The 25,038-nt window shown below is 36.9% G+C and carries 20 protein-coding genes; 5 read left to right on the forward strand and 15 right to left on the reverse strand.

Annotation, left to right across the window (positions count from 1 at the left end):
- Positions 1–32: 32 nt before the first annotated feature.
- Positions 33–1,232 (reverse strand): endonuclease, encoded by a 1,200-nt coding sequence (locus tag SB679_RS04300; protein WP_410700974.1) that lies wholly within the window; start codon positions 1,230–1,232, stop codon positions 33–35.
- A 238-nt stretch (positions 1,233–1,470) separates the two neighbouring features.
- On the opposite strand from SB679_RS04300, the gene SB679_RS04305 reads away from it, so the two are divergent.
- The 3 genes from SB679_RS04305 (at position 1,471) to SB679_RS04315 (ending at position 6,970) form a co-directional block, all read left to right on the forward strand.
- Positions 1,471–4,215: a carboxypeptidase regulatory-like domain-containing protein gene (locus SB679_RS04305; protein ID WP_410700975.1), complete on the forward strand. Its 2,745-nt coding sequence runs from the start codon at positions 1,471–1,473 to the stop codon at positions 4,213–4,215.
- 10 nt (positions 4,216–4,225) lie between these two features.
- Complete coding sequence (locus SB679_RS04310; protein ID WP_410700976.1) at positions 4,226–6,400, forward strand: DUF5689 domain-containing protein; 2,175 nt, start codon at positions 4,226–4,228, stop codon at positions 6,398–6,400.
- A gap of 72 nt (positions 6,401–6,472) precedes the next feature.
- On the forward strand, positions 6,473–6,970 hold the full coding sequence (locus SB679_RS04315; RefSeq protein WP_410700977.1) for a hypothetical protein: 498 nt from the start codon (positions 6,473–6,475) through the stop codon (positions 6,968–6,970).
- A gap of 57 nt (positions 6,971–7,027) precedes the next feature.
- Here SB679_RS04315 and SB679_RS04320 read toward each other — a convergent pair whose 3' ends face one another.
- The 5 genes from SB679_RS04320 to SB679_RS04340 form a co-directional block, all read right to left on the reverse strand.
- A complete protein-coding gene (locus tag SB679_RS04320) occupies positions 7,028–7,498 on the reverse strand; it encodes a DUF6702 family protein (RefSeq protein WP_410700978.1) in 471 nt (156 codons plus the stop codon).
- 58 nt (positions 7,499–7,556) lie between these two features.
- Entirely contained in the window at positions 7,557–8,309 is a 753-nt protein-coding gene (locus SB679_RS04325; RefSeq protein WP_410700979.1) for a TIGR00730 family Rossman fold protein, read from the reverse strand.
- An 8-nt stretch (positions 8,310–8,317) separates the two neighbouring features.
- Positions 8,318–9,031 carry an NDP-sugar synthase gene (locus SB679_RS04330; protein WP_410700980.1) on the reverse strand — a complete coding sequence of 238 codons (714 nt, stop codon included), beginning with the start codon at positions 9,029–9,031 and terminating at the stop codon, positions 8,318–8,320.
- 65 nt (positions 9,032–9,096) lie between these two features.
- Positions 9,097–9,504 (reverse strand): ATP-binding protein, encoded by a 408-nt coding sequence (locus SB679_RS04335; RefSeq protein ID WP_410700981.1) that lies wholly within the window; start codon positions 9,502–9,504, stop codon positions 9,097–9,099.
- A 97-nt stretch (positions 9,505–9,601) separates the two neighbouring features.
- Complete coding sequence (locus SB679_RS04340) at positions 9,602–10,621, reverse strand: aminoglycoside phosphotransferase family protein (protein WP_410700982.1); 1,020 nt, start codon at positions 10,619–10,621, stop codon at positions 9,602–9,604.
- 50 nt (positions 10,622–10,671) lie between these two features.
- On the opposite strand from SB679_RS04340, the gene xrtF reads away from it, so the two are divergent.
- Together xrtF and SB679_RS04350 are read left to right on the forward strand one after the other, a co-directional pair.
- The gene (gene xrtF, locus SB679_RS04345; RefSeq protein ID WP_410700983.1) at positions 10,672–11,202 is read left to right on the forward strand and encodes an exosortase family protein XrtF; all 531 of its coding nucleotides are present in this window, start codon (positions 10,672–10,674) and stop codon (positions 11,200–11,202) included.
- A complete protein-coding gene (locus SB679_RS04350; RefSeq protein WP_410700984.1) occupies positions 11,189–11,629 on the forward strand; it encodes an exosortase F system-associated membrane protein in 441 nt (146 codons plus the stop codon). The genes xrtF and SB679_RS04350 overlap by 14 nt, the downstream gene beginning before the upstream one ends.
- Positions 11,630–11,641: 12 nt before the next feature.
- Here the strand turns inward: SB679_RS04350 and SB679_RS04355 are convergent, their stop codons facing one another.
- From SB679_RS04355 to SB679_RS04395, 9 genes are all read right to left on the reverse strand, one after another.
- Entirely contained in the window at positions 11,642–12,652 is a 1,011-nt protein-coding gene (locus SB679_RS04355) for a cation diffusion facilitator family transporter (RefSeq protein ID WP_410700985.1), read from the reverse strand.
- 54 nt (positions 12,653–12,706) lie between these two features.
- Complete coding sequence (locus SB679_RS04360; protein ID WP_410700986.1) at positions 12,707–13,699, reverse strand: aspartate-semialdehyde dehydrogenase; 993 nt, start codon at positions 13,697–13,699, stop codon at positions 12,707–12,709.
- Between the two features lie 30 nt (positions 13,700–13,729).
- Positions 13,730–14,170: a hypothetical protein gene (locus tag SB679_RS04365; protein ID WP_410700987.1), complete on the reverse strand. Its 441-nt coding sequence runs from the start codon at positions 14,168–14,170 to the stop codon at positions 13,730–13,732.
- A gap of 95 nt (positions 14,171–14,265) precedes the next feature.
- Positions 14,266–16,812 carry a TonB-dependent receptor gene (locus SB679_RS04370; RefSeq protein ID WP_410700988.1) on the reverse strand — a complete coding sequence of 849 codons (2,547 nt, stop codon included), beginning with the start codon at positions 16,810–16,812 and terminating at the stop codon, positions 14,266–14,268.
- Positions 16,813–17,021: 209 nt separating this feature from the next.
- The gene (gene nadC / locus SB679_RS04375; protein ID WP_410700989.1) at positions 17,022–17,882 is read right to left on the reverse strand and encodes a carboxylating nicotinate-nucleotide diphosphorylase; all 861 of its coding nucleotides are present in this window, start codon (positions 17,880–17,882) and stop codon (positions 17,022–17,024) included.
- 9 nt (positions 17,883–17,891) lie between these two features.
- A complete protein-coding gene (gene nadB / locus SB679_RS04380) occupies positions 17,892–19,463 on the reverse strand; it encodes an L-aspartate oxidase (protein WP_410700990.1) in 1,572 nt (523 codons plus the stop codon).
- 30 nt (positions 19,464–19,493) lie between these two features.
- The gene (locus SB679_RS04385) at positions 19,494–20,120 is read right to left on the reverse strand and encodes an NAD(P)H-dependent oxidoreductase (RefSeq protein ID WP_410700991.1); all 627 of its coding nucleotides are present in this window, start codon (positions 20,118–20,120) and stop codon (positions 19,494–19,496) included.
- Between the two features lie 121 nt (positions 20,121–20,241).
- Positions 20,242–22,503, reverse strand: a complete 2,262-nt coding sequence (locus SB679_RS04390; protein WP_410700992.1) for a T9SS type B sorting domain-containing protein — start codon at positions 22,501–22,503, stop codon at positions 20,242–20,244.
- Positions 22,504–22,764: 261 nt separating this feature from the next.
- Entirely contained in the window at positions 22,765–25,020 is a 2,256-nt protein-coding gene (locus SB679_RS04395) for a lectin-like domain-containing protein (protein WP_410700993.1), read from the reverse strand.
- Between the last annotated feature and the right edge of the window lie 18 nt (positions 25,021–25,038).

Genomic DNA, 25,038 nt, shown 5'->3' on the forward strand with positions numbered 1-25,038 from the left:
TAAAAAAGCACCCTAAGAAGAGTGCTTTTGTTTTATTTTTTAATGTATTCCTTTTGAATTACAGAAACGGCAGGGAAGTGGTCACTGTATCCACCGGTAAACCTGTCGCCGTCCCAAGAACGGAATGGATATCCTTTGTACTGTCCTTCCTTGTTTACTAAATAAGAGGGAGCGTAGATCTCTGCCTTATAGACTGTATACGTAGGGGTAATTTTGTCAGGAGAATATAAGTTTCTTGAAACGATAATCTGATCAAACAAGTTAGGAGCATCTCTATATGCTAAAGAAGCAACCCCTGCTTTGTATAATTTGTACATTAAATTATAATAAGGAGTTGTGTCCGACAGTTCACTAGGGTCACCTACTGCCCCTAAATGTTTTTTCACACTTGGACTTACCGGATCATCATTGTAATCACCCATAGAGAATAATTTGATGCTTGGGTTTTCAGCTGTCAGTTTATCCATTTCGTTTTTCAAAACGGTAGCAGCCGTATTTCTTTTAGCCTGTGAAATTGCTTCTCCACCTCTTCTCGAAGGCCAGTGATTCATCAGAATGGCAACTTTTTCACCATCTAATAAGCCTACTGCTACTACAACATCTCTGGTGTATTCTCTTCTTCCTTCGTCTCCAAAGATCTTTATTTCTTTTTTGTAAGAGCTTATCACAGAGAATCTTGATTTCTGATAAATGATCGCGACATCAATACCTCTTGAATCATAGGTGTTGAAATGCACAATACCATAATTGCTTCTTGCAAGGGCAGGCTGCTTGATAAGATCTTCAATCACCTGTCTGTTTTCAACTTCTATCAGTCCGCAGATAACAGGATTGTCATTGGTATACTGTCTTCCCAGTTCGGAAATCACCTTAGCTTCGTTTGCTAATTTTTGGTTGTATGATTTCGTTCCCCATCTTTTAGGGCTGTTCGCTGTAAAGTCGTCGGCTAAGATCTGCTTTCGGATTACTTTTTTTCCAATAAGAAGATCATCACTCCATTCTCCTCTGTAATCTTCTGTGGTTTCAAGATATTTTAAAGAATCTAATGGTACGCTTCTATGAAATTTAGGATTGTTTACCTGAAGGGTTCCGTCGATATAATCCGCAGAAGGAATAGTGTCCCAAAGGTTTTCTACATTCAGGAAAGCGACAGCCGCTCTTTTAACTTGTTTCTGCTGTGAAAAAGCAGATCCAAAGCAAAATACTGCAGCAATGATTAGATATTTTTTCATGTTCTTAGTATTCTAAAAAAATTAAGGGGGTAAAATTACTAATTTTATATAAGACTAATATTAAAAATAGTTTAACAAATGTATTTTTATATTAATGATGAAAAGATAATATTGTTAGGATAATGGTGGAAGGTTAAGAAAAATTAATAGAATAAAAAGCTTAAAATGTTTGACTTAATGAAAATAGTTCTAAATTTGTGGCCCCTTAAATAAAGAAGGAGTTAAAAATAAGTTTATTATGATTAAAAAACTATCCCTAATCTCTTTGTTTACCCTATTGCCTGCATCTTATTATTTTGCACAGACTACCGTTTTTGCATATGTTAAGGATCAGGACGGTAAGCCATTAGAGAAAGCAGAAGTAGATCTAGCACAGTCCAGCGGTGATGTGACTGTGGATAAAATTGGATACTTCCAGTTTGTGGATTTGAAACCTGGCCATTATCTTATTACTGTTGCAAAATCAAATTTTGAATCTAAAATTTTAGAATTTGATGTAACGGCTGATGAGAAGAGAAAAGACTTAGGTGTTATTACACTTAATTACAATCTAGGAACAGATGCAGGAGTTGTAGTCATTGACGACTCTGCAAATGATACCGAAGATGGAGGCTCATCAATGCAGCCTACAGTTGGACTTTTGAGCTCAGGGAGAGATGCTTTCCAAAATGTTGCTGCTTTTGAACTAGGTGCTTACTGGTTCAGACCAAGAGGGGTAGATAACAGATTTGAGGATGTAGTTTTCAACGGCGTATCGATGTCTAAAAATGATGACGGTAGAGTTGATTTCAGCAATTGGGGTGGTTTGAATGATGTGACCAGATATCCTTATGAGAACGTAGACAACATTACACCTTCAGAATATACTTTTGGTAATCTGGGAGGGGTAGCTTATTATAACACCAGAGCTTCCAGCTACAGAAAGCAGACTTCATTAGCGTATTCATTTACCAATAGAAGTTACATGCAGAGAGCAATGGCAACATATTCTTCAGGATTAACCAAGAAGGGTTGGGCATTTACGTTCTCTGGAAGCAGAAGATGGGGAGACAGAGCGGTTATTGATGGAGTATATCAGGATGCCTATGCATATTTCGGATCTATTGAAAAGAAATTCAGCGACAGACACTCGATCAACCTTACCGGTTTCGGATCTCCTACCTATAGAGCTTCAAACGCTCCAAATACCCAGGAAGTATATGATATTATGGGTAAAAACTACAACTCTTACTGGGGTTGGCAGGATGGAGAAAAAAGAAACTCAAGAATCAGAAATGTTTTTGAACCGATCTTCATGTTGACCGATTACCTGAAAATTGGTAAAAACTCAAACTGGACCAACACAGTTTCTTATCAGTTTGGAAGCGATGCAAGAAGCAGATTAGACTGGTTCCATGCCGCAGATCCAAACCCTACGTATTACAGAAAATTACCAAGCTACGGACTTTTATCAGCTGATGAGTTCAGACAGCAGTCTCAAATCGACTGGAATTCTATATACAATGCAAACCGTCTTAACCTTACCAATATGGATGGTTCACCAAGAGGAGCTGTGTATACCATCGTAGAAGACGTGAATAAAGATAAAACATTCAATTTCTCCTCTCACTTTGATACAAGATTAAAAGACAATTGGAAATTGAATATCAACTTTAACTACCAGAATTTAAAATCTGACAACTTTAGAAGAATTAAAGATTTATTAGGGGCTAATTATGCTTACAATCTTAATGCTTTCAATAATGATGTAAGATACAATGCAGATGATACGAATGTAGAAGTAAGAGAAGGAGACAGAACGCAGTATTCTTATGAACTGACAAGAAATCATTACTCTCTGAATATTTCATCAGAAATTGATTTCAGCAAATTTAATGTGGTAGCTTCCATCTTCTCTTCTTATTCTGAAGCATACAGAGAAGGTAATTTCAAAAGTGGTATTGCAAGATTCAGCGACAATTCTAAAGGAAAAAGTGCTGTTTATGATGCTTTAGATGCTGGGATTAAAGCAAAACTTACTTATAAGATCGACGGTAAAAACTTTATCGTATACAACGGAGCTTTCTTCAGTTTAGCACCAACAATGAATGAGATCTATATTAACCCAAGAATGGTGGATTATTTAACGCCTGGTGTTAAAAATCAGATCATCAATTCTAATGATATCAGCTATATCATGAGAGGGCAGATTCTGAAATTAAGATTATCAGGATATCTTACAACGATTCAGAATGCTACTGAAATTTCAAGATATTATGCAGATGTTAATGACGGAACACTGGGGAACTCATTCAGTACTTTGGTGAACGAAGCAATGAGTGGTGTGAACAAAAGATACATGGGAGTTGAATTAGGCTTTGATGTGAAAGTAACACCTACATTAAATGCAGTTGGGGTAGCAAGTATTGGTGAGTATAAATATACTAACAATCCGGAAGTTTCAACTTTTGATGACCTTAATGGATTCAGAGGAACTGACGTATGGGGAAAAGCGAATGTAAAAGATTACAAAGTAGCAGGAACCCCTCAGAAAGCATTTTCTTTTGGTTTAAAATACAATTCTCCTAAATATTGGTGGGTTGGTGCTTCAGCGAATTACCTGATGGATCAGTATCTGGATTTCTCAGCGCTTAACAAAACTCCATACATGTATACAGATCAGACAACAAACGATCCGTATCCTGGAGTAACGCCTGAACTTATCCAGCAGATTACCAAACAAAAGAAATTCAACAACCAGTTTATGCTGAATGCTAATGCAGGAAAATCTTTCCAGTTTGGAAAATACAGAATGGGACTTAGTGTATCTGTAAACAACATTCTGAACAACAGAAACTATGTAACCGGAGGATTTGAACAAGGAAGAAATGTAAACTTTGCAGATGCTCTTGCGGATTCTCAGAGAGACACTCCTTATTTCGGACCAAAACTTTGGTATGACAAAGGAATAACCTTCTTTACTAACGTTTATTTAAGATTCTAAAAAGACCACTATGAAAAAATATACTTCAATTTTAAAATATATTTTTGTAATCATTGCCTCTCTGTATATTACAGGATGTGTACATGATGATAAATATGACCAGCCTAACCTTGACGGTTTCGACTGTGCTGATAAAAAAGGAATAGTAGTACCATTTGCCGATATAAAAGCAAAATATCAAAACAGTACTACTTACGTTTTCCCGGAAGATAAAACGCCCAATGATGAATCTGATGATTTATATATGGTAGGATATGTTTCTTCTACGGATGAAACAGGAAATATCTACAAGACGATCTATATTCAGGATGCTTTACAAAACCCTACCCACGGATTTACCATCAGTGTGGATGCGGTAAGTACCTATACAAGATATCCTCAAGGATCAAAGATTTATGTTAAACTTAATGGTCTTGCAGTAGGAGCATACGGTAACCTTGTACAATTGGGTATGAAAACAGGTGCTGAAACCTCTGCCGGAGCAGTATCAAGAATTCCGGAAAAACAAGTAGCAAAATTCATCTTCAGATCTTGTACAACAAGAGGGAATATTGTTCCTAAAGTAATGACGATGAGTGATATGGTTGCTTCCAATGACCAGTATTTCGGATGCCTTATCCAGATCAATGATGTTGAATTTGACGGAAGAGCATTATGTACAACCTATGCCCCTAACGGTGTAACTATAGATAAAACTATAGGTGAAGGTTGGACAGTAACTGGCGGTGTAGGAAAATACACAAAAACTGCGATCGTAAGAAACAGTGGATATGCTTCATTTGCCAATCAGCTTCTTCCTTCAGGGAAAGGTAAGTTTGTAGGGATTTACAGTAAATTCCAGTCTACACCAACCTCTACAGTTACATATCAATTGTATGTTAATAAACCGACTGACCTTGATATGAATAAATTCCCACGTTTAGATGGTCTTACCTCTAGCCCGTGTGATTTTAATCCAAGTACACTGACTGCTAAAACAGTAGCTGATCTTAAGCAAATGTCTACAGGAACAAACTGGACACAGATTACAGGAGATTTCTATGTAAAAGCTCAGGTAGTTGCTAATGACGAAACAGGGAACTTATACAAATATGTGTACATAGAAGATGCTACAGGCGGAATCAGAGTAAACATTAATAAATTGAATTTATATCTTGATAACCGTTTCAGATTAGGAAAAGATGTTAATATTAAATTGAAAAACCTATATGTAAGAAACGTTAGCGGAGAAATACAATTAGGAAACCTGTTTAATAATAATACACAGTTCGGACAGATTGAAGAAACTGATATGTATAAGTATTTCTTTGATACCAATACCGCTTCAAGACCGGTAGTTCCTACAGAAAGAACCATTACGCAGCTTACCAATGCTGATGTAGGAAGATGGATTAAAATCAAAGATCTTCAGTTTATTGACAGTGACCTTGGTAAAACATATACGGACGGTACAGGAACTTCAAACAGAACATTACAAGATTGTGCAGGAAACCAAATCCTTCTTAGAACAAGTGGATTGGCAGATTTCGGAACATCTACAGTACCTAAAAAACCAGGTTCTACTGAAATCGAAGGAGGTAAAGGTGATGTATATGCAATCGCGAGTATCTTCAATGGAACGTATCAATTATGGATTACAAAATTAGCGAATGTTGATTTGGATAATCCAAGATGTGATGGAAGTATTTATACACCAATCCCTACCATTTACAGTGAAAACTTTGCAAGTGGTGGATTCAGTACAGACTGGACTGCGGTAAACGTAACAGGAGCTCAGGTTTGGGGTACTTCAAACCAGGGTAACGGAACAAACTACTATGCAATGATGAACGGTTTTGCTTCTGTAAACAATGCTAATGAAGATTGGTTAATCTCTAAAGCAGTAAGCTTGGTAGGTAAAACAAAAGCTGCGGTGAGTTTCACTACCGATGTAAGATATGCAGGAAATGCTTTACAGGTATATGCAACGGATAACTTCACAGGAAATGTGGCAACAACAGTTTGGACTTTATTACCAGCAACACTGGATACCAATAACGCTGCATTTGGTGACTGGGTAGGTTCTGGAAATGTAAACCTAAGTGCATTCCTGGGTAAGAACGTTAGAATTGCATTTAAATATACTTCTACGACTTCAGCAGCAGCGACATGGGAAGTAGATGATTTCAAAATAAAAGCACAATAGTAAGAGCTTTTAAATAATACCAGGGCGGACTTTTTAAAGTCCGCCTTTTTTATTAATTTCACACCATAAACAATGGAATATTTCGTCTATGTTCTCAGTCACGCCTATACAGATGAATGGCATACTGATTCTAAACTGTTAGGCTTTCTTAATAGCTTAAAGGGCATTGAAGAAATGAAAAAACAAGCTGTTATTCTGCCAGGCTTTAAAGAATATCCTGAGTGTTTTGTGGTTAATCAATATATTCTCGATAAAATTCACTGGGTTGAAGGATTTCACGAAGCTATCGGTGAGATGGGACGTGATTATCTGGAAAAAGGAGATGAGGTTGATAAAAATTGCCGTTCTGTAAAAGAATTAGAATTAAATACTATTTTTAGTGTAAGCCATTATTATACGATAGATACTCATTTGGATGATGAAAGGTACATAGGTGTGTTTTCTTCCTTAGATCAAGCCGAAAAAGCGGTTGAAGTATTGAAAATGAAACCTGGCTTTAAATCACATGCAGATGGCTTTGACATTAGTGAATTGGATCTTAATGTATTGTTATGGAAGTCGGGATTTTGATATACTCAAACAAAAAACCACTGCATTGCAGTGGTTTTTATACTTTAAAATTTCTTTTTAAAAAGAAACTTCGTTCACTTCTTTTCCGCGCTGGAAATTCATTGCTTTCTGAGTTCCTTTGTAAGCAATGGTAACTACGTTAATTTGCTTAGGAAAAGCGCTTAAAAGGATTGTATTCTTTATTTTTAAGGTGCTGATGTCCGATACTCCGCCGGTTTCAAAATACACCCATACAGTTTCTCCATTTACCTGGCTTCCTGTGAAAGTAATTGTTTTAGGAGAGCCATTGACGTACACATCAAAATTATTATTCACATATTTTTTTACTTCAGCTTCAAATCCAGCGGTGTTGGGGTTGATCTTAATAGCATCAGAAATGTGGTTTGTATTCATTTTTGTGGTAAACTTCAATGTTTTGCTTCCATCAATATAATCCACTTTGGTCATCGAAGAGAAAAAGTCTACATACATAAAACTCATTAACACAAAAAATGTTAAAATACTAGATATATATAAAAGTTTTTTCATCTTAATTAATAGATTTACAATCATGCTTGTTTGTATTAAGTCACAAATAATATGCCAATTAAAAATTGACGTTCACCGCGTATTTATCATAAAACGCTTTAATGTGCGCTACTGCTTCATCTGCAGTGTCCACAACTCTGTAAAGATCAAGATCATCCTCAGCAATCATTCCCTCTTCCAGTAAGGTTGCCTTAAACCATTCCAATAATCCGCTCCAAAATTTGCTGCCTACCAAAACAATAGGAAATTTCCCAATTTTATTGGTCTGGATCAGTGTCATCGCTTCTGTTAATTCATCTAAAGTACCGAATCCTCCTGGCATTACAACAAAACCTTGAGAATATTTAATAAACATCACTTTTCTTACAAAAAAGTAATCGAAGTTCATTGAATAGGATTTGTTAATATACGGATTAAAATGCTGTTCAAAAGGAAGATCGATATTCAAACCGATGGATTTCCCTTTAGCATTAAAAGCGCCTTTATTGCCAGCCTCCATGATCCCTGGACCACCTCCGGTAATAATCCCGAAACCTAGTTTTGTGATCTTTTCAGCAATTTCTACAGCCATCTCGTAATATTTGCTTTCCGGCTTCAATCGTGCAGAGCCAAACAACGAAACACAAGGGCCGATTTTGGCGAGTTTTTCATACCCATCTACAAATTCTGCCATCACTTTGAAAACCATCCAGCTGTCTTTGGTAATAGTTTCGTCCCAGGTTTTCTGTCTGAAGCTGTTGTGCAGCTTCGATTCATTTATGTCGAGTTCTGGATTTACTAAGCTTTCATCCCGGGTTCCATCAATTTCCATTGCAAAAATTATTTAAAATGTTTTTCGGCTTCTATTACAGATTCCGGTCTTCCGACGTCTATCAGGATGCTGTCATGCACAAAACCGTGTATTTGCTCGGTCAGCATGAGGTCCAGATATTCTTCCATAACAGAAAATTTGCCTGTTCTTTTTATTTTTTCAAAGATACTGGGATTGATACAGTGTACACCACTGAACGCTAAAGCCTTAAATCCTTTATTGAATTCAGCCAGCCTTTGTTCTCCGGTTTGTACATTCAGCCAGCCTCTTAAGATTAATTCATCATTGAAAAGCAATTTTCTTGAACTTTCCCTATCCGAAACGGCTAAAGTAGCAAAATCTTTTATCTTTTTGTGATAATTAACCAGATCTGTAATATTGATGTTGGTTAAAATATCAGCATTCATGATTAAAAAATCTTCCCCATGATCCAGGAATCTTCTAGCAAAAATCAAACCACCACCTGTTTCCAGCAATTCGTTTGTTTCATCAGAAATTTCAATATTACAGTTGAAATTATTGTTCTTTTTGAGAAATTCAGCAATTTGATCTCCAAAATGATGAATATTGATGACAAAATCCTTAATTCCAAAACTTTTAAGATATTGGATGTTTCTTTCCAGAAGAGGGATTCCATTAACCTTTGCCAATGCTTTGGGATGGTGATCTGTAAACGGTTTAAGCCTTGTGCCTTTTCCAGCTGCGAAAATTAGAGCTTTCATTGTATAATTGATAGGTGATTAATGAATGAGATAAAGATAAATTAATTAGAATATATCACTTATCGTTATGAATTCAGGTGGTGCTGTTCATCATGGTGAAGGCTGATTTCAGTGCCTTCCGGATACTTTTCCTTAATGAATTCAGCAATTTTTATAGCACAATATACTGATCGGTGCTGCCCGCCTGTGCATCCGAAATTGATCTGAAGGTTTTCAAAACCTCTTGCAAGATAATTATCAATATTGATCGAAACGATGCTTTTTACCAATTCTAAAAATGCAGGCATTTCAGTTTTTTCTTCAAGGTATTTCTGCACACCGATATCATTTCCTGTTTGGATTTTATATTCTTCGATTCTTCCCGGGTTAAGTATTCCCCTGCAGTCGAAAGCAAAACCACCTCCGTTTCCTGATTCATCTTTTGGAATTCCTCCTTTTTTATACGAAAAACTGTGTATGTCGATGTGAAGCATATTTTATTTTTTTATTAACCATTAAGGTTATATTTAATTTTTATCAGATAGTAATACTAATCTTTTAGTTTCTTCGGTAGCCCCGAGTAAATCAATTCTAAGAATTGATAATTTCATTAATTTTTAATTCCGTTTTCTCCAGCGTTAACTGGCTGATTACTTTTTTAAGTTCCGGGTAGTCTTTCATATGTTCCCAGGAATCGGCAAATTGGGTAATGTTCAGAATTCCCTGTTTAAGGCTTGTCAGGAAATGCTGTTTTCTCTGAATCAATCCTCTGAAACCGTAAGCTCCTAAAACCTGCAGGAATCTCATCATTTGAATAGGTTTAACCGATTCTTTTAGTTGATTCTTTATGTTTTTGTCTTCAAATTGTTGGATGTAGAATTCAAGCATTTCATTTTTAAAATCTTCAGGAAAATTGGCCTTAGCCTGAAAAAGAAAAGAAATAACGTCATACATCAAAGGACCTTTCATAGCCGATTGATAATCAATGAATGAAACTTCATCATTTTGATTCACCATGATATTTCTGGCCTGAAAATCACGAATCATAATTCCCTTTGGCTCAAGATTTTCGATACGTTTGGCGATCTCTTTAAATTCTTTCAGAAGAGTAGATTTGTGGTATTCAATTTCAAGAACATCAGCTACGAAATTTTTAAAATAATACAAATCGTGGATCACCGGAAGCTCATCATAACTTTCATATTCAAAAGTTTTTGAAAAATCAATTTTTCCTTGTGTTTCAATCTGAAGCCGGAAGAGCTTTTCTAAGGTTTGCATAACGAGTGACTGTATTCTAGGGGAGAGTCCTTCATTTGAAATAAGCTCGGAAAGTGTATTTTCGCCCAAAAATTCCTGGATATATGTTTTTCTGTCATCAGAAATGGCAAAAACAGCTGGAGTATTAAGATGCAATGACGAAAAAATTTCAGAATAGTATAAAAAACATTCATTTTCGGGAATGTTTTCATTGTAGGTTACGATATACTTTTTGCTGGAAGATGCTGCCAGAAAGTTTACCCTGGCTGAACCGCTTTGAGCCAATGTGATGAACTCAGAAAATTTGTCACCCAGATAGTTTTCAAAAAATCGTTTTGCGTTTTCGGAAGTCATAATATGGAAACAAATATACTAAATTACAATCTAATTTTTATCTTTGCAGCATGCTAAAGGATTTTAAACCAGTTTTAAACATTTTGCTCCGCTTCATCATTATCTATCTGGTGCTGCTTTTTGCCTATCAGTTTTTTCTGAATAGCTGCAAAGGGTCAGGGCTGGATTCATTTTCAAGAATAATCGCGGATCAGGTTAGCTGGATTCAGAATAGAGTAGGGTATCCTACAGCACTTTATGACGATATCAAAAAGGACCAGGTTTGGTTTTATGTAAAGGAGGCTTATGCCACGAGAATGATAGAGGGATGTAATGCTGTTTCTGTCATGATTTTGTTCGTTTCTTTTATTTTTGCGTTCTATAAAGGTGCTAAAACATTTGTTTTTGTCTTCCTCGGACTTGTTTTTCTTTACGGTATGAATGTGGCAAGAATCGTAGGATTTAATATTGTAAGAACGGATCACATTGAGTACAGTAAAATGTTCCACGATTTTATTTTCCCTGCGATCATTTATGGAAGTGTAGTACTTCTTTGGTTGGTGTGGATTAAATTCTTTGCATTGAAAAATGAAAATTCTTAATTGGTTTTTGGTCATAGCAGGTGTAGTGGGTCTTATAAGCGTAAGACTGCTGGAAGACCGCCTTTTCTATGATCCTTTCCTGAATTATTTTCACGAGGCGGTTAAGAATATTACATTCCCTGAATTTGTATGGGGGAAATTAATAATCGGACATCTTTTCAGATTTATTTTAAACCTGTTTTTTTCATGTCTGATTATTCATTTTTTGTTTAAAAATAAACAATGGACCTTGCAGGGAGCGCTGATGATAACGATTATTTTTTTCATTACTTTCCCTATCTATCTGTACTGTGTTTATGATAGATTTGATATAGGATATCTATTCTCTTTTTACATGAGAAGATTTGTGATCCAGCCATTAATTTTACTGTTAATTGTTCCTATGTTTTATTATCGGAAACAGATCGGGACATTAAAAAATACGTAAAAACTACATCACTTAATTTGTCTGCTCTTCTGCTGTGTGTTTATCTACACTTGTTACATTTTCCGGAGTCCAGGTTACACGCTTTACAAAATCTCTTTCGCGTACAGGACAGTCTTTGATCTGGCATACAGAACATGAGATCGGCTTGCAGTCGTCCATGTGAAAATTAAACTCAATGCTTCGTTTTGTATTGTTGGCGAGAAGGATGATGGCCTTTTCCATTTCGTTATGTGCCTCACGGAGGCTGTAATACCAGGGAAGAGTAATGTGGGCATCAATGTGAAGAGATGCTCCAAACTGCTGAATTTTCATATTGTGTATGTCGATCCATTCTGTTCTTCTATTATTTTCAAGGATCTGAACGATCTGCCGGAGAAGGTCAGGGTCTTGTTCGTCCATAATTCCGCTTAAAGACTTGCGGACAATCTTATACCCTACAATAATGATATAAGCCCCAAAAACCAGGGCTACAACAGAATCCAGCCAATAAATCTTTGTAAAATATACCACAATTAAACTGATCACAACACCAAGTGTCGTAATGGTATCTGACTGAAGGTGCTTTCCGGATGAAATAAGGACTAATGAGTTTTCTTCTTTTCCTTTTTTAATGGAAACATATCCAAGCAGGTAATTGACTACCGCTGTGGCTGCGATAATCCAGATTCCCCAGTCCAGTTTATTTAAAACTTTTCCTACGATCAAGCTGTTGATTCCTTCGTAAATAATCATGATTCCGGCAATGGCGATAAGGGCACCTTCAATACCGGAGGTTACAAATTCTACTTTTCCATGTCCGTAAGGATGATCTTCATCCTTGGGCTTGGCGGCAAGGTGAAGGGAGTAGAGCCCCATAAATGCACTGATGACATTCACTACACTTTCCATGGCATCAGAAAATACGGCATCGGAATTCGTAAGCTTCCAGGCAACCAATTTTCCGATGAAAAGTATAACTCCAAAAACGGCAATAAGCTTTTGGAAACCAATTTTATCTTTATTGTTACTTTTCTTATTCTTCATAAGTTTGATAAAAAAAAGAATCTCAATGTTGAGACTCTTTTTTTATTTGTTAGTTTATACTAAGTTGTTTGCTACAAGGTATTCTGCGATCTGTACTGCGTTGGTTGCCGCCCCTTTTCGCAGATTGTCTGCTACAATCCAGAGATTGAGGGTTTTCGGTTGTGACAAATCCCGTCTTATCCTACCGACAAAGACTTCATCTTTCCCTTCAGAGTATAAAGGCATTGGATATATATTGTTCTTTACATCATCCATCACAATTACCCCTGGCGTTTCAGATAATATTTTTCTTATTTCGTCAACTTCAAAATCGTTTTCGAATTCAATATTTACACTTTCAGAATGTCCTCCCTGTACCGGAACTCTTACTGCTGTGGCTGTTAAATTGAATGTATCATCTCCTAAAATTTTCTTAGGTTCTTTCATTAATTTAATCTCTTCTTTAGTGTAATCGTCGTCACTAAAAACGTCACAGTGAGGTAAGGCATTTTTGAACACCTGGTAAGGATATACTTTTGCCACAGAATCATCATTATTGATTTCAGCATTCAACTGGTCTACCGCTGCTTTTCCTGTTCCTGTTACAGATTGGTAGGTGGAAACAACCACTCTTTTCAGGTTGTATTTTTTATTAAGCGGACCCAGAACCATTACCAACTGAATGGTAGAACAGTTAGGATTGGCAATGATTTTATCTTCTTTCGTCAATACATTAGCATTGATCTCGGGAACAACTAATTTTTTATCAGGATCCATTCTCCATGCTGAAGAATTATCAATTACAGTAATTCCTGCTGCTGCAAATTTCGGAGCATACTCCAGAGAAGTAGATCCGCCTGCAGAAAATATGGCAATATCAGGTTTGGCAGCTATGGCGTCGTTTATGCTTACAATAGTATATTCCTTCTGTTTATACTTCACCTTCTTACCTATAGATCTTTCCGATGCAACCGGAATTAATTCTGTTACAGGGAAGTTTCTTTCCTCTAATACTTTAAGCATAACTTGTCCAACCATTCCTGTTGAACCGACTACAGCTACTTTCATCTTAATGATTACATTATTTAAGTTAATATATTATGCTCCAAAGACTCTTGTCCATGGAAACGCGAATGCAAATAAACCGGCTGCAATTAATCCCATAATTACAATTCCTAAAGAAATGGTAGGATTAACTTTTACTTTTTTGTTAACAATTGTCATTAAAACAGCAGCAACTAGCATAGAAAATGGATGTTCTACATACTGGAATCTTGAGTAAGAGTCACTCATCAATGTTCCGGAATCTAGGGCTGCTTTAAAGCCCGGAGAGAATATGAATAATAAACATATTCCTACCAAAAACTGAACATGAAAGAAAATCATTGTGAAAAGTGTAGTTTTCTTTAAAAACTTGTTCACTTTTCCACTAAACCCAAACATGGTAGTTAATAATGCAATAATAAATAAAGCCACTAAAACCAATTCCAAATACCCAAATCCCTTATGGGCACTGAGAAAAATCTTGTAAAAATCCATAATCCTATTTTTTCTTTTTTTCTAGTAGCAAATATAACAAAAATCCCGGCGATAAGCCGGGATTCATATTTATAAAATCTAATGTTTTTATATGATTAGAAGTTGAAAGACAATGTAGCTGCCCATGTTCTACCGAATCCGAAGTAAACTTGGTTACCTGTGGCAACACCATTGTATAGTTTACCTGCTTGTTCGTAAGTTTGAGCTGTAGCTGCAGTACTAACTTTATCATCAGCATGAATAGCAGTAAGAGATTCTGCGATGTAAGTAGTATCAAATAAGTTGTAAACGTTTCCTCTAATTGTAAAGAATTGTGAAGGATCTTTTAATCTTATTTTGTAAGAGATTCCTAGGTCAAATAAATGGTAGTCAGGAAGTTGTAGTGCTCCTTTAGCAGTGGAACTACTATAAGAATATACATCTAGTGAAGAATAGAGTTTGTTTGCATATCTCCAGTTAACATCAAATTTCAAATCTCTAACGGGTGTAACTGTAATACCTAACGCAGCAGTCATCTGAGCTGATTCACCTACTTTTACTTTATCTAAATTCAGTTTAGCTTCGTTAGATGAAGTTCCGGGTAAATTGAAAGGAGAGTTATCTGTATCGTTGAATAATGTAGCGTTTGCAGTTCCATTATAATGCCAATCTCCTATTGAGAACATACCGTAAGCAGATAAGAATTTATTAAGAACTAAGTTAGCATCAAATTCAATACCTTGGTGAACCTCACTAAGACCATTAATTTCTGCATAATAAGTCGTTCTTACATTGGTAGCAGGGTCTGTATAAGATAATCCTGTTTTTCTTTGATATCTATCATCCCAAGTAGTTCTATAGATGTTTACATTTGCATTAAATTTAGCAGATCTAAATCCATATCCTAGTTCTGCGCCAAAGATTTTTTCATTGGTTGCATCAGGAGAAACAACGTTTTCATTACTTCTGTAGATTGAGTTAAAGAAAGGTTGTTTTTCATAATAACCAATATTACCAAATACATTATGGTGCTCATTGATATTATAGTTTACTCCCCCTTTGATGTTGTAACCGACTAAGTTTTTATAATCAGTTGTTGTAGGCATAATTGTACCATTCTTAGATTTAGTAACATTATCAATGATAAAGTTATCTATTCTTTGGAAGCCTTGGTTAGAAACCGATCCTTGTACAAATGCAGAGAAATCATTCTTTGTATATTCTAGTTGTCCGAAACCACCATACCAAAGTACATTAGAATCATTACTAAAACCGATTCTGTTGTTCACATCCATCAGCTTTCCGCCAAAAGGATTCCATTTAGGATCTGTACTTTCAGTTGCCGTTACGATATTGTTACCAATATTTTTGTTGCTTTTATCAAGGTAACCGGATCCACCTAGTAAGTCGCTAACTACTTGATAATGGTATCCTTGATAGTATCTTGTATCGACACCTACACTTAGTTTTAAATTTTCATTAAAGTTATGGTTGAAAGAAGAGATCAAACCAAACCAGTTATGAGAGTTTACAGAAGAGTTTCTGATTAAAATACCTTTTGTAGGGTTTGAAGCCTGGTTTGCTGCATAAATTGCATCAAAGTTATAAAGTCCGGTATTAGGATCTCTGAAACTACTTAAAGATTTGCCATTTGCTGTACCTATAGTACTTGTACCACCACCTCTACCAAAAGAAGCGTAAACAACCGTGTTAAGTTTTGATTTATCACTGATGCTCCAATCCCAGTTTAAAGACATTACTGGTTTATGATAATAGTTTACTCTTGCTGAATACTCTTTACCATTTAGATATCCCCAGTCAGAGTTATATTTTCTATCTGGTGTTCCGTCATGATCTTGATTGTAAGTGATATAGCTATCGATTGTTGATGCAAAAGACCTTTGGTTGTGCCACTGAGGAGCTCCGGTAATTGTAAATTGGAAATCATGATTACCTCCTGGCTTTTTATATCCTAATGCGAAATAATAGTTGTAACCTTCAAACTTAGTTCCATCTGCATACATAGAACCGGCTGTTCTACTCATTAAGAATGAAGAAGACCATCCTTTAGCAGATTTCCCAGTATTGTAAGCGAATAAGGATTTTACATAGTCATTATTACCTACTCCTAAAGAAACAATCCCTCCTTGCTTTTTATCAGCAGCTCTTGTCAAAATATTTACTGTACCTCCGATAGATGCAATCGCCAATTTTGATGAACCAAGACCTCTCTGAACCTGCATTGCTGAAGTTACATCAGAAAGTCCAGCCCAGTTAGACCAGTATACTGACCCATTTTCCATATCGTTAACTGGCATACCGTTTACCATTACGGCAATGTTATTTTGACTAAATCCTCTAATGTTAAGTTTAGAGTCACCGAAACCACCTCCTGCTTTAGTAGCATATACTGATGGAGTCGTATTTAAGATCTCAGGGAATTCCTGATTTCCTAATTTTTCAACAATTTGTGCTTCTTTAATTGTTGAAACTGCTACCGGTGTTTTTCTATCTTTAGCGATATCGGCAACACCAGTTATTACAACTTGTTCAATGTCGTTGGACTTCGAGTGTATCGTATCCTGAACTTGTTGAGCATAATAGACACTGGCTGTAGAAAGCGTGATTACTGCAGACAGCATCGATTTGTTGATTAATTTCATAATCGTTAGTAATAGTTAGATTTAATTTTCTGCAAAATTGCTAAAATAAAATTTAACTAATATTAACTGTATGTTAATTTTTACTCAATCTTAATAATGTTTAAGTTGTTGATTTTCAGTGTAATGAATAAAAAATGACTTTTAACATGAAAAAAATCACATTATTGAGTTTTTAATAAAAGGGGGTTGTTTTTGTTAAAAATATAACGCTATTTCACTGCTTTGAGACTCAAATCGATATTCTCTGCCGAGTGAGTGAGGGCTCCGGCGGAGATATAGGTGACACCGGTAGTGGCAATTTCTTTAAGCATATCACGGGTAATTCCTCCGGAAGCTTCAGATTCACATGATCCGTTAATCATATCCACGGCTTGCTTCATTGTTTTCACATCCATATTATCAAGCATGATTCTGTCAACTTTTGCTTTTATAGCTTCTTTAACTTCTTCCAGACTTCTGGTTTCAACTTCTATCTTTAACTTCTTTTTAGTTTTTTTAACATAATCTTTTGCCATTTTTACAGCATTGGTAATGCTTCCGTTATAATCAATGTGATTATCTTTCAGCATAATCATGTCATATAATCCATACCGGTGATTGGTGCCGCCGCCAATAGCAACTGCCCATTTTTCACAGATTCTGAAATTAGGAGTCGTTTTTCTGGTATCCAGCAATTTTGTTTTTGTTCCTACTAGTCTGGAATCCCATTCGTGAGTAAGGGTGGCGATGCCGCTCATTCTCTGCATACAATTCAGGATAAGTCTTTCCGTTGAAAGGATAGATCTTGCGCTTCCGGTTACGATGAATGCAATGTCGCCAACTTTTGCTACGGCTCCGTCTTTGATAAAAGTTTCTACTTTTAAATTGTCATCAAAAGTTTTAAAGATGATTTCCGCTAATTCAACTCCTGCAAGGATACAATCTTGTTTTACAAGAAGTTTCGCACTTTGTTGCAGATTTTTAGGTATGGTTGATAAGGTAGAGTGATCACCATCCTGAATATCCTCTTCCAGAGCATTTTTTATAAAAGTTTTAAGGGCTTTATCAGTTACGTAGCTTGGCTTTTTCATATAATTCTTTTATGCTAGATCTTTATTATAAAATGCCCCTTTATTTTCCGTCATCTTTATAGATTCAGTGATAATAAGGTGGGCAACGGTAGTGAGGTTTCTAAGTTCTGATAATTGTGGTGAAAGAATAGAGTAATGATAGATTTCATCAACGGCTGCGGCGATTTCCTGGTGCTTCTGCATGGCCATAATAAGGCGTTTATTGCTTCTTACGATCCCTACAAGGTCGCTCATCATCTCCTGAAGCTGTTTTCTCAGGTAACTGATAATGACCATCTCATCCATGATCTTCATTCCTTCCTCATCCCATTCCGGAACTGCTTTTAAATCATCAAAGTTGAAATTATTTTTGTCAAGAAGACTGACGGTCTTCATCGCAGCGTTATGTCCGAAAACCAATCCTTCAAGTAATGAATTGGAAGCAAGTCTGTTTGCTCCGTGAAGTCCGGAGTTGGTACATTCTCCTACTGCGAAAAGGTTTCTGATAGAAGATTGTCCGTCTCTGTCCACTTCGATACCGCCCATCAGATAATGGCAGGCAGGCACAATTGGGATCAGCTGGGTGAAAGGGTCAATTCCTTCTTCTCTGCATTTTTTATAGATGTTAGGGAAATGTTCCAGAAATTTTTCCTGATCCATGGCCCGGCAGTCTAAACCGGCATATTCATCACCGGAAATTTTCATTTCATTGTCAATCGCTCTCGCGACGATATCTCTTGAGGCAAGTTCTTCACGCTCATCATATTTGTGCATGAATTTTTCACCTTTTTTGGTTCTTAATTTCGCTCCGTCTCCACGTACGGCTTCGGAAATTAAAAATAACATACCATCAATTTTGCTATAAAGCGCTGTAGGATGGAACTGGTAATACTGCATATTGGAAACCTTACCTTTAGCACGGGCTACAAAAGCAATTCCGTCTCCAGTTGCAATGGTTGGGTTGGTGGTGTTTTTATAAACATGTCCGGCACCTCCTGTTGCTGCTAATGTTATTTTTGAAGTGATTTTTTTTATCTTTTTAGACTTTTCATCTAAAATATAAGCCCCATAGCAATGAATATCTCCCTGATTTAATTCTTTTCCGGGAACGTGATGCTGGGTAATGATATCAATTACATAATGATGATCCAGGATTTCAATATTAGGACTGTTTTTAGCCGTCTCCAGGAGTGCTCTTTCGATCTCGAAACCGGTAATGTCTTTATGGTGTACAATCCTGTTTTCTGTATGTCCGCCTTCTCTGCCTAGAGCAAATTCGCCATTTTTCATGTCAAACTTGGCGCCCCATTCTACAATTTCGTTGAATCTTGCCGGTGCTTCCCGAACTACCATTTCCACGATATCGCGTTTGTTTTCTCCGTCTCCGGCGCGCATGGTATCCTCAATATGCTTTTCGAAATTATCATTTTTCAAATCAGTAACGACTGCTAAACCGCCCTGGGCATATTTAGTATTGCTTTCATCCTCGTCGGATTTTGTTACGATGATTATTTTGGCATCAGGAAGGTGCTCAGAAACTTTTATGGCATAAGAAAGTCCCGAAATTCCGGAACCGATTACTAATACATCCGCTTTTATCATATGCTTGCTTTAAGGCAATTGTTTAAATAATTAAATAAATTTAAACAATTTTTCGTTTGGTTTTCTTACTTTTTTCATGTGTTGGAAGTGGTCTTCTTCGGAACGGTAGCCTAAAGCGAGGGTGACGGTTACTTTTTCTGTTTCGGAGTTGATGTTCAGGATCTCTTCTATCAGATCCTGTCGGAAGCCTTCCATAGGGCAGGAGTCAATATTTTCTATTGCAGCAGCATACATGAGGTTTGCCAGTACTATATAAGACTGCTTTTCGGCCCAGGAGAAAATTTCATCCTGCGTTTTTTGATTAATATGTTGATTGATGCTGTTTTTAAATAAGTCGAGTTTTTCGACAGGAGTTTCTCTTACCTCAGAAATATGATTAAAATATCCCCTAATATAACTTTCCTCAATTATTTTCTTTGAAATAATGACAACCAGGTGTGAGCACGTGGAAATTTGTGATGGATTGTAAAAAGCCGGAATGAGTTTCTGTTTCATTTCCTTACTTTCCACCACCACTATTTTATAAGGCTGGAGCCCCAGTGAACTGGCCGATAATTTTCCGGACTCAAGAATATTGTGAAGTACTTCCTGAGGAATAATTTCCGTATTAAATTTTTTTACAGAATATCTTCTGCTTAAAGCTTCCAAATAATTCATAGAACAAATTTAAGAATTGAATGTGAATAAAGTATGCTTAAAATGAAATATCTCCTCTTAAATGATGCAAAAAGGACCACCCTGTATGAGGTGATCCTTTTGCTATTTAATAAGTATTACATTATTCTCTATTTTTTACCATAATCCAGCCTGAGAATTTTATAGGAGTGCTGTTTTTGTTATTTTCATTCCATGTTACGGAGTACCAGTAATTTCCTGTAGGGACTTTTCTGCTTCCGTTGGTGGTTCCATCCCAAGTGTATCTGTTTGATTTGTCGGCTGTATATAGCTTATAGCCATATCGGTCGAAAATACTTACTTCCAGATTTTGCTTGCCGGATAATGCAGAATAATCAATCACATCATTTACTCCATCACCGTTAGGAGTGATTACGTTGATCAGATTAGGTACGGTAATATTGATCACAATAGGTTCGCAGTCGTAGCTGTCTTTTACAAAAACTTTTGCTTCTCCTCTTGCAATATTAGTAAACACATTGGAATCTTGCCAGTTAATATTGTCCATTGAATATTTATAAGGGGGAGTTCCTCCGTTTGCATAAACGGTAACGGTACTTCCTGAGATATCTATAGTCGTAACTACCGGTTGCTCTGAAGGATAGACTTTTACAGTCTGAAGAGCAGTACAGTCGCCTGTTTTAAGCTTTACCCAATAGGTGCCAACTCCTACATTGTTAATGGATTGTGTGGTTGCTCCGGTACTCCATAAATAAGCGTTGAATCCCGGCCCGGCATCCAGGGTTGTTTTATCTTCAATACAAATAACCTTGTCTTGTAAAACGCTTGATAATGTCGGAGGGATTACTGTTAAAGTAACTTTAGCAATTGCGTAGCAGCCATTTGCATTGCTTACTTTTACATAGATTACTCCGTTTGGAGCTATATAAGTGGATGGGTTAGGAATTTCGTTAGTTCCATTTACAGCATCAGTTAATGAAGGATAATATTTTTTAGTTGTTCCTGCCTGACTGCTTACGGTAGCATTGACCAGATTGAATAAACCTGTTGAAGGGTTGGTTTCAATGAAGCAGGTTCTTAAAATAGCATCATTTACGGTTACAACAGGATAATGATTTAATGTTACCTGTGCAGTACTTACACATCCCTGAGGAGTTGTTACTTTTACAAATATCGTTGCTGGTGCAGATGCGTATGCGGTAGGGTTTGTAATTTGATTGGTCCCGTTATTCATATCATATAGAGTAGGGTAGAACTGCATCGTAACTCCGGGGATATTCGTGACAGTGGCTGTGGTTAAGTCAAATATTGCTGTTCCTGCATTATTGTTGTTACAGCCTGTAAGGGTTGCGTTGTTTGCCGCAAATGGTGTTGGGTTAAGCTGAATGACTCCGTCTCCATTATCACAGAGTGTAGAAGATGGATCCTTGATAACCACTTTGATAGTCGTGTTTCCAGAATATTGGAAAGCGGTAGGAGTGGCAATAGGTATTGAGCTGCCCAGAACATAATACGTAAAAATATAGTTTCCGGGATTATTAACAAACTGTGAGTTGAAAGACGTTAAATCCACCACTCCGTTTCCAGTAGCAGGATTGGTACACACAAAAGGAGTGATCGTATTGTTCAGAATTGGAACTTTGTCTACAAATACTTTTGCATTTTTAATAGAATGTCTTGCGCTGGCTCCACCTGTTGCTGCGGAAAAACCAAAATATCCCTGCGACATTCCTATAGCCCCGCCATAAGGAGCAAAAGACTGATCAACGATAAGTACACCATCGATTCTTATTTTAATAATCCAGTTGGTAGGGTTGGTAAGATCTGTTTCGCCGTTTACTTCCACATGCTTATAGGTTGGGCCTACAAATGGCTGTGTTGAGATAAGGTCAGGGGAATGGAAGGTACTGCCGGGAGTATTATTGTATTCGATGTTGCTTCCTGCTGTATCATTCGTTCCGTACAGAAGATGCACTTTACTCATCTGTCCTTCTGTGGTGTTGTTGAATATATCAAATCCTACCATCAGCCCTGAAGCGTTGGCCGGGATTCCCAGTCCTCCTCCGGAAACAAATCCAGTTGGAGGGTTGGCTAGATACCAGAATGTAAAACCATCACCCTTTCCGAATTGAGCTGTACCATTTCCATCGATTCTAAAGTCAAATTCTACTTTCCATTTGTCGCAATAGCTCAATGTGATTGGGGTTGCGAGTTTTATGGCTCCATATAGACTGGTTTGGTCTGAAGTAAGCTGAACGAAATCTCCACTGACGATCGCACTAGAGACCAGGTCCCATCCTGTAGTATTTACGGGGTTTCCTGCGAGCTGATAGGTCTGCGAAAATAGTTTTCCAGACAAGCCCAATAAAGTAGTTAAAAAACAAATGAGTAGAGTTTTTTTCATGGGTAGCGAGTTGGTTAGTTATTAATAATGTAAAAATATAAATTCTGGTTATTTGAAGATATTATAAATATTAATTATGTAATTAAAAAGATTAGTATTGCGATGAAATGTCAATCGTATACGTAAAATAATAAAATATGTCTAATTATTTTAATGAATATGATTGAAGAGTGAAACGGGTGTTTTGTGAATAATTACTGTTTTAAAGATGGGTTACTAAAAATCACCCCAAATGTGGAGTGATTTTTAGCGTAGAAATAATTATTCTCTATTTTTTACCAGTACCCAACCTGAGTATTTTGTTTCAGTATTGTTTTTGTCGTTTTCATTCCAGGTGATGGTGTACCAGTACGTTCCTGTAAGTATTTTTTTACCGGAAGCGGTTCCATCCCATTTGTAGTTTCTCATTTTATCTGCCTGATACAGCTTATTACCATATCGGTCATATACTACAAAAACTAAGTTTTTCTTGTAAGCTAATGCAGAATAATCAATAAAGTCATTGATATTATCTCCGTTAGGAGTAATGGCATTGATAAGGTTTGGAACGGTGATCTGAACTTTAACGGGTTGACAATTGTAAAAATCTTTAACATAAACCACTACTTCACCTCTTGCAAGACCTCCAAATGTGTTGGAATCCTGCCACGTAATTCCGTCTAAAGAATACTGATAGGGTGGTGTTCCGCCTGATACATTTACCGTAATCGTATTGTGGTTAATATCAATACTTGTAATAACAGGGTTTATCGATGCATTTACTTTTACAATTTGTTGGGCTGTACAGTTTCCTGTTTTCAGATTAACCCAGTAGATTCCTACGGGAACATTGGTGATAGACTGTGTAGTAGCACCTGTACTCCAGGTATAGCTGTCAAACCCAGGTCCTGCATCTAGGGTTGTTCGGGCATCAACGCACACTATTTTATCTTTTAAGACTGTAGAGTATACAGGCGGGATCACAATAAGGTTGATTTTTGTAATCATGTAGCAGCCGGTGGCATTCGTTACGCGAACATAAATCACTGTACTTGTTGAAATGTATGATGATGGACTTACAATTTCATTGGTTCCGCTTGTAGCATTGGCTAACGTTGTATAATATTTTTTAGTAGTGCCAGCCAGGGTTGTTACATTGGCTGAGGTTAAATCAAATCCTCCCGTTGTGATATTGGATGCAATAAAACAAGAACGGAGGGTTGCTTCTGTTACCGGGATATCTGGATAGAATGTCAGATTAATTTTTGCATTACCTGTACATCCTTGTGGTGTAGTTACCTTTACATATACTGTTCCTGCGGCAGAAGGATAAGTCGCTGGATTTAGAATTTCATTGGTATCTGCATTCAGATCATTTAATGTTTTGTAGTATTTTTTAGTAACTCCTAATACTCCGGTCACATTGGCGGTGGTAAGGTTGAATATTGCTGTACCTGCTTTATTGTTGTTGCATTCCGTAAGGGTAGCTTCAGTGGCGGTAAACGGAGCAAGAACGAGCTGTATTTTTCCGTCAGGATTATCACAAAGTATCCCTGCATTATCTTTTACGACTACCGTGATGGTTGTATTGGCATTGAACTGATAATTAGTTGGATTTGCAATCGGTGTTGAGCTTCCTAAAACATAATACGTGAAAGTATAGTTTCCTGGGTTGCTTACAAACTGAGAATTGAATGTGGTTAAATTTACAGCACCTAATCCTGTGGAAGGGTTGGGGCAGAATGACTGGGTTGCAGCAACTTGTAAAATAGGAACTTTATCAGTGTAGATTTTTACGTTTTTAATAGAATGTCTTGATCTTGCACCCCCTGTAGAAGCTGAAAATCCAAAATATCCTACCGTCATTGCAGCTGCTGTCCCTGAGGGTGCAAAAGATTGGTTGCAAATCACAGTACCGTCAAGGGTTATTTTTATAATCCAGTTGGTAGGGGCAGCCGTATCTACCTGAGCAGTAACTTCAACGTGTTTAAAAGTAGTTCCCTGAAAAGGTTGAGTGGTGTTCAGATCCGGTGAATGGAAAGAACTTCCTGCAACATTGAAAAACTCTACGTTATTAGTATCGGTTGTATTGGGAACCTGACCATAGGCAACGTGTACCTTACTCATGGTGGCAGTAGTCGTATTATTATAAGTATCAAGCCCTACAATAAAGCCAACTGCATTTTGTGAAACCCCGAGACCGGAGCCCAATACACTGGCTACCGGCGGATTGGCCAGATACCAGAATGCAATACCGTCACCATTGGAAGTTTGGTTGGAATCCATCCTGAAATCGAATTCTACCCTCCACTTATCGCAGTATTTCAGGTTGATGGGATCGTTCAGCCTGATCGATCCTGATTGGTTATTGGTATCCGGGGTAAGCTGAACGAAATCGCCCATTACCTGAGTAGGAGAAACCATTGTCCATCCTGTGGTATTGACAGGATTTCCTGCGAGTTGATAGGTTTGGGTAAATAGCTTCCCGGAGATGCATAATAAGAAAATGCAAAAATAAGACAGTAAATTTTTATTCATTGAATAGGGATACTTTTA

It is taken from the genome of Chryseobacterium sp. SIMBA_029 (genome assembly GCF_046535275.1).
GTDB lineage: Bacteria > Bacteroidota > Bacteroidia > Flavobacteriales > Weeksellaceae > Chryseobacterium.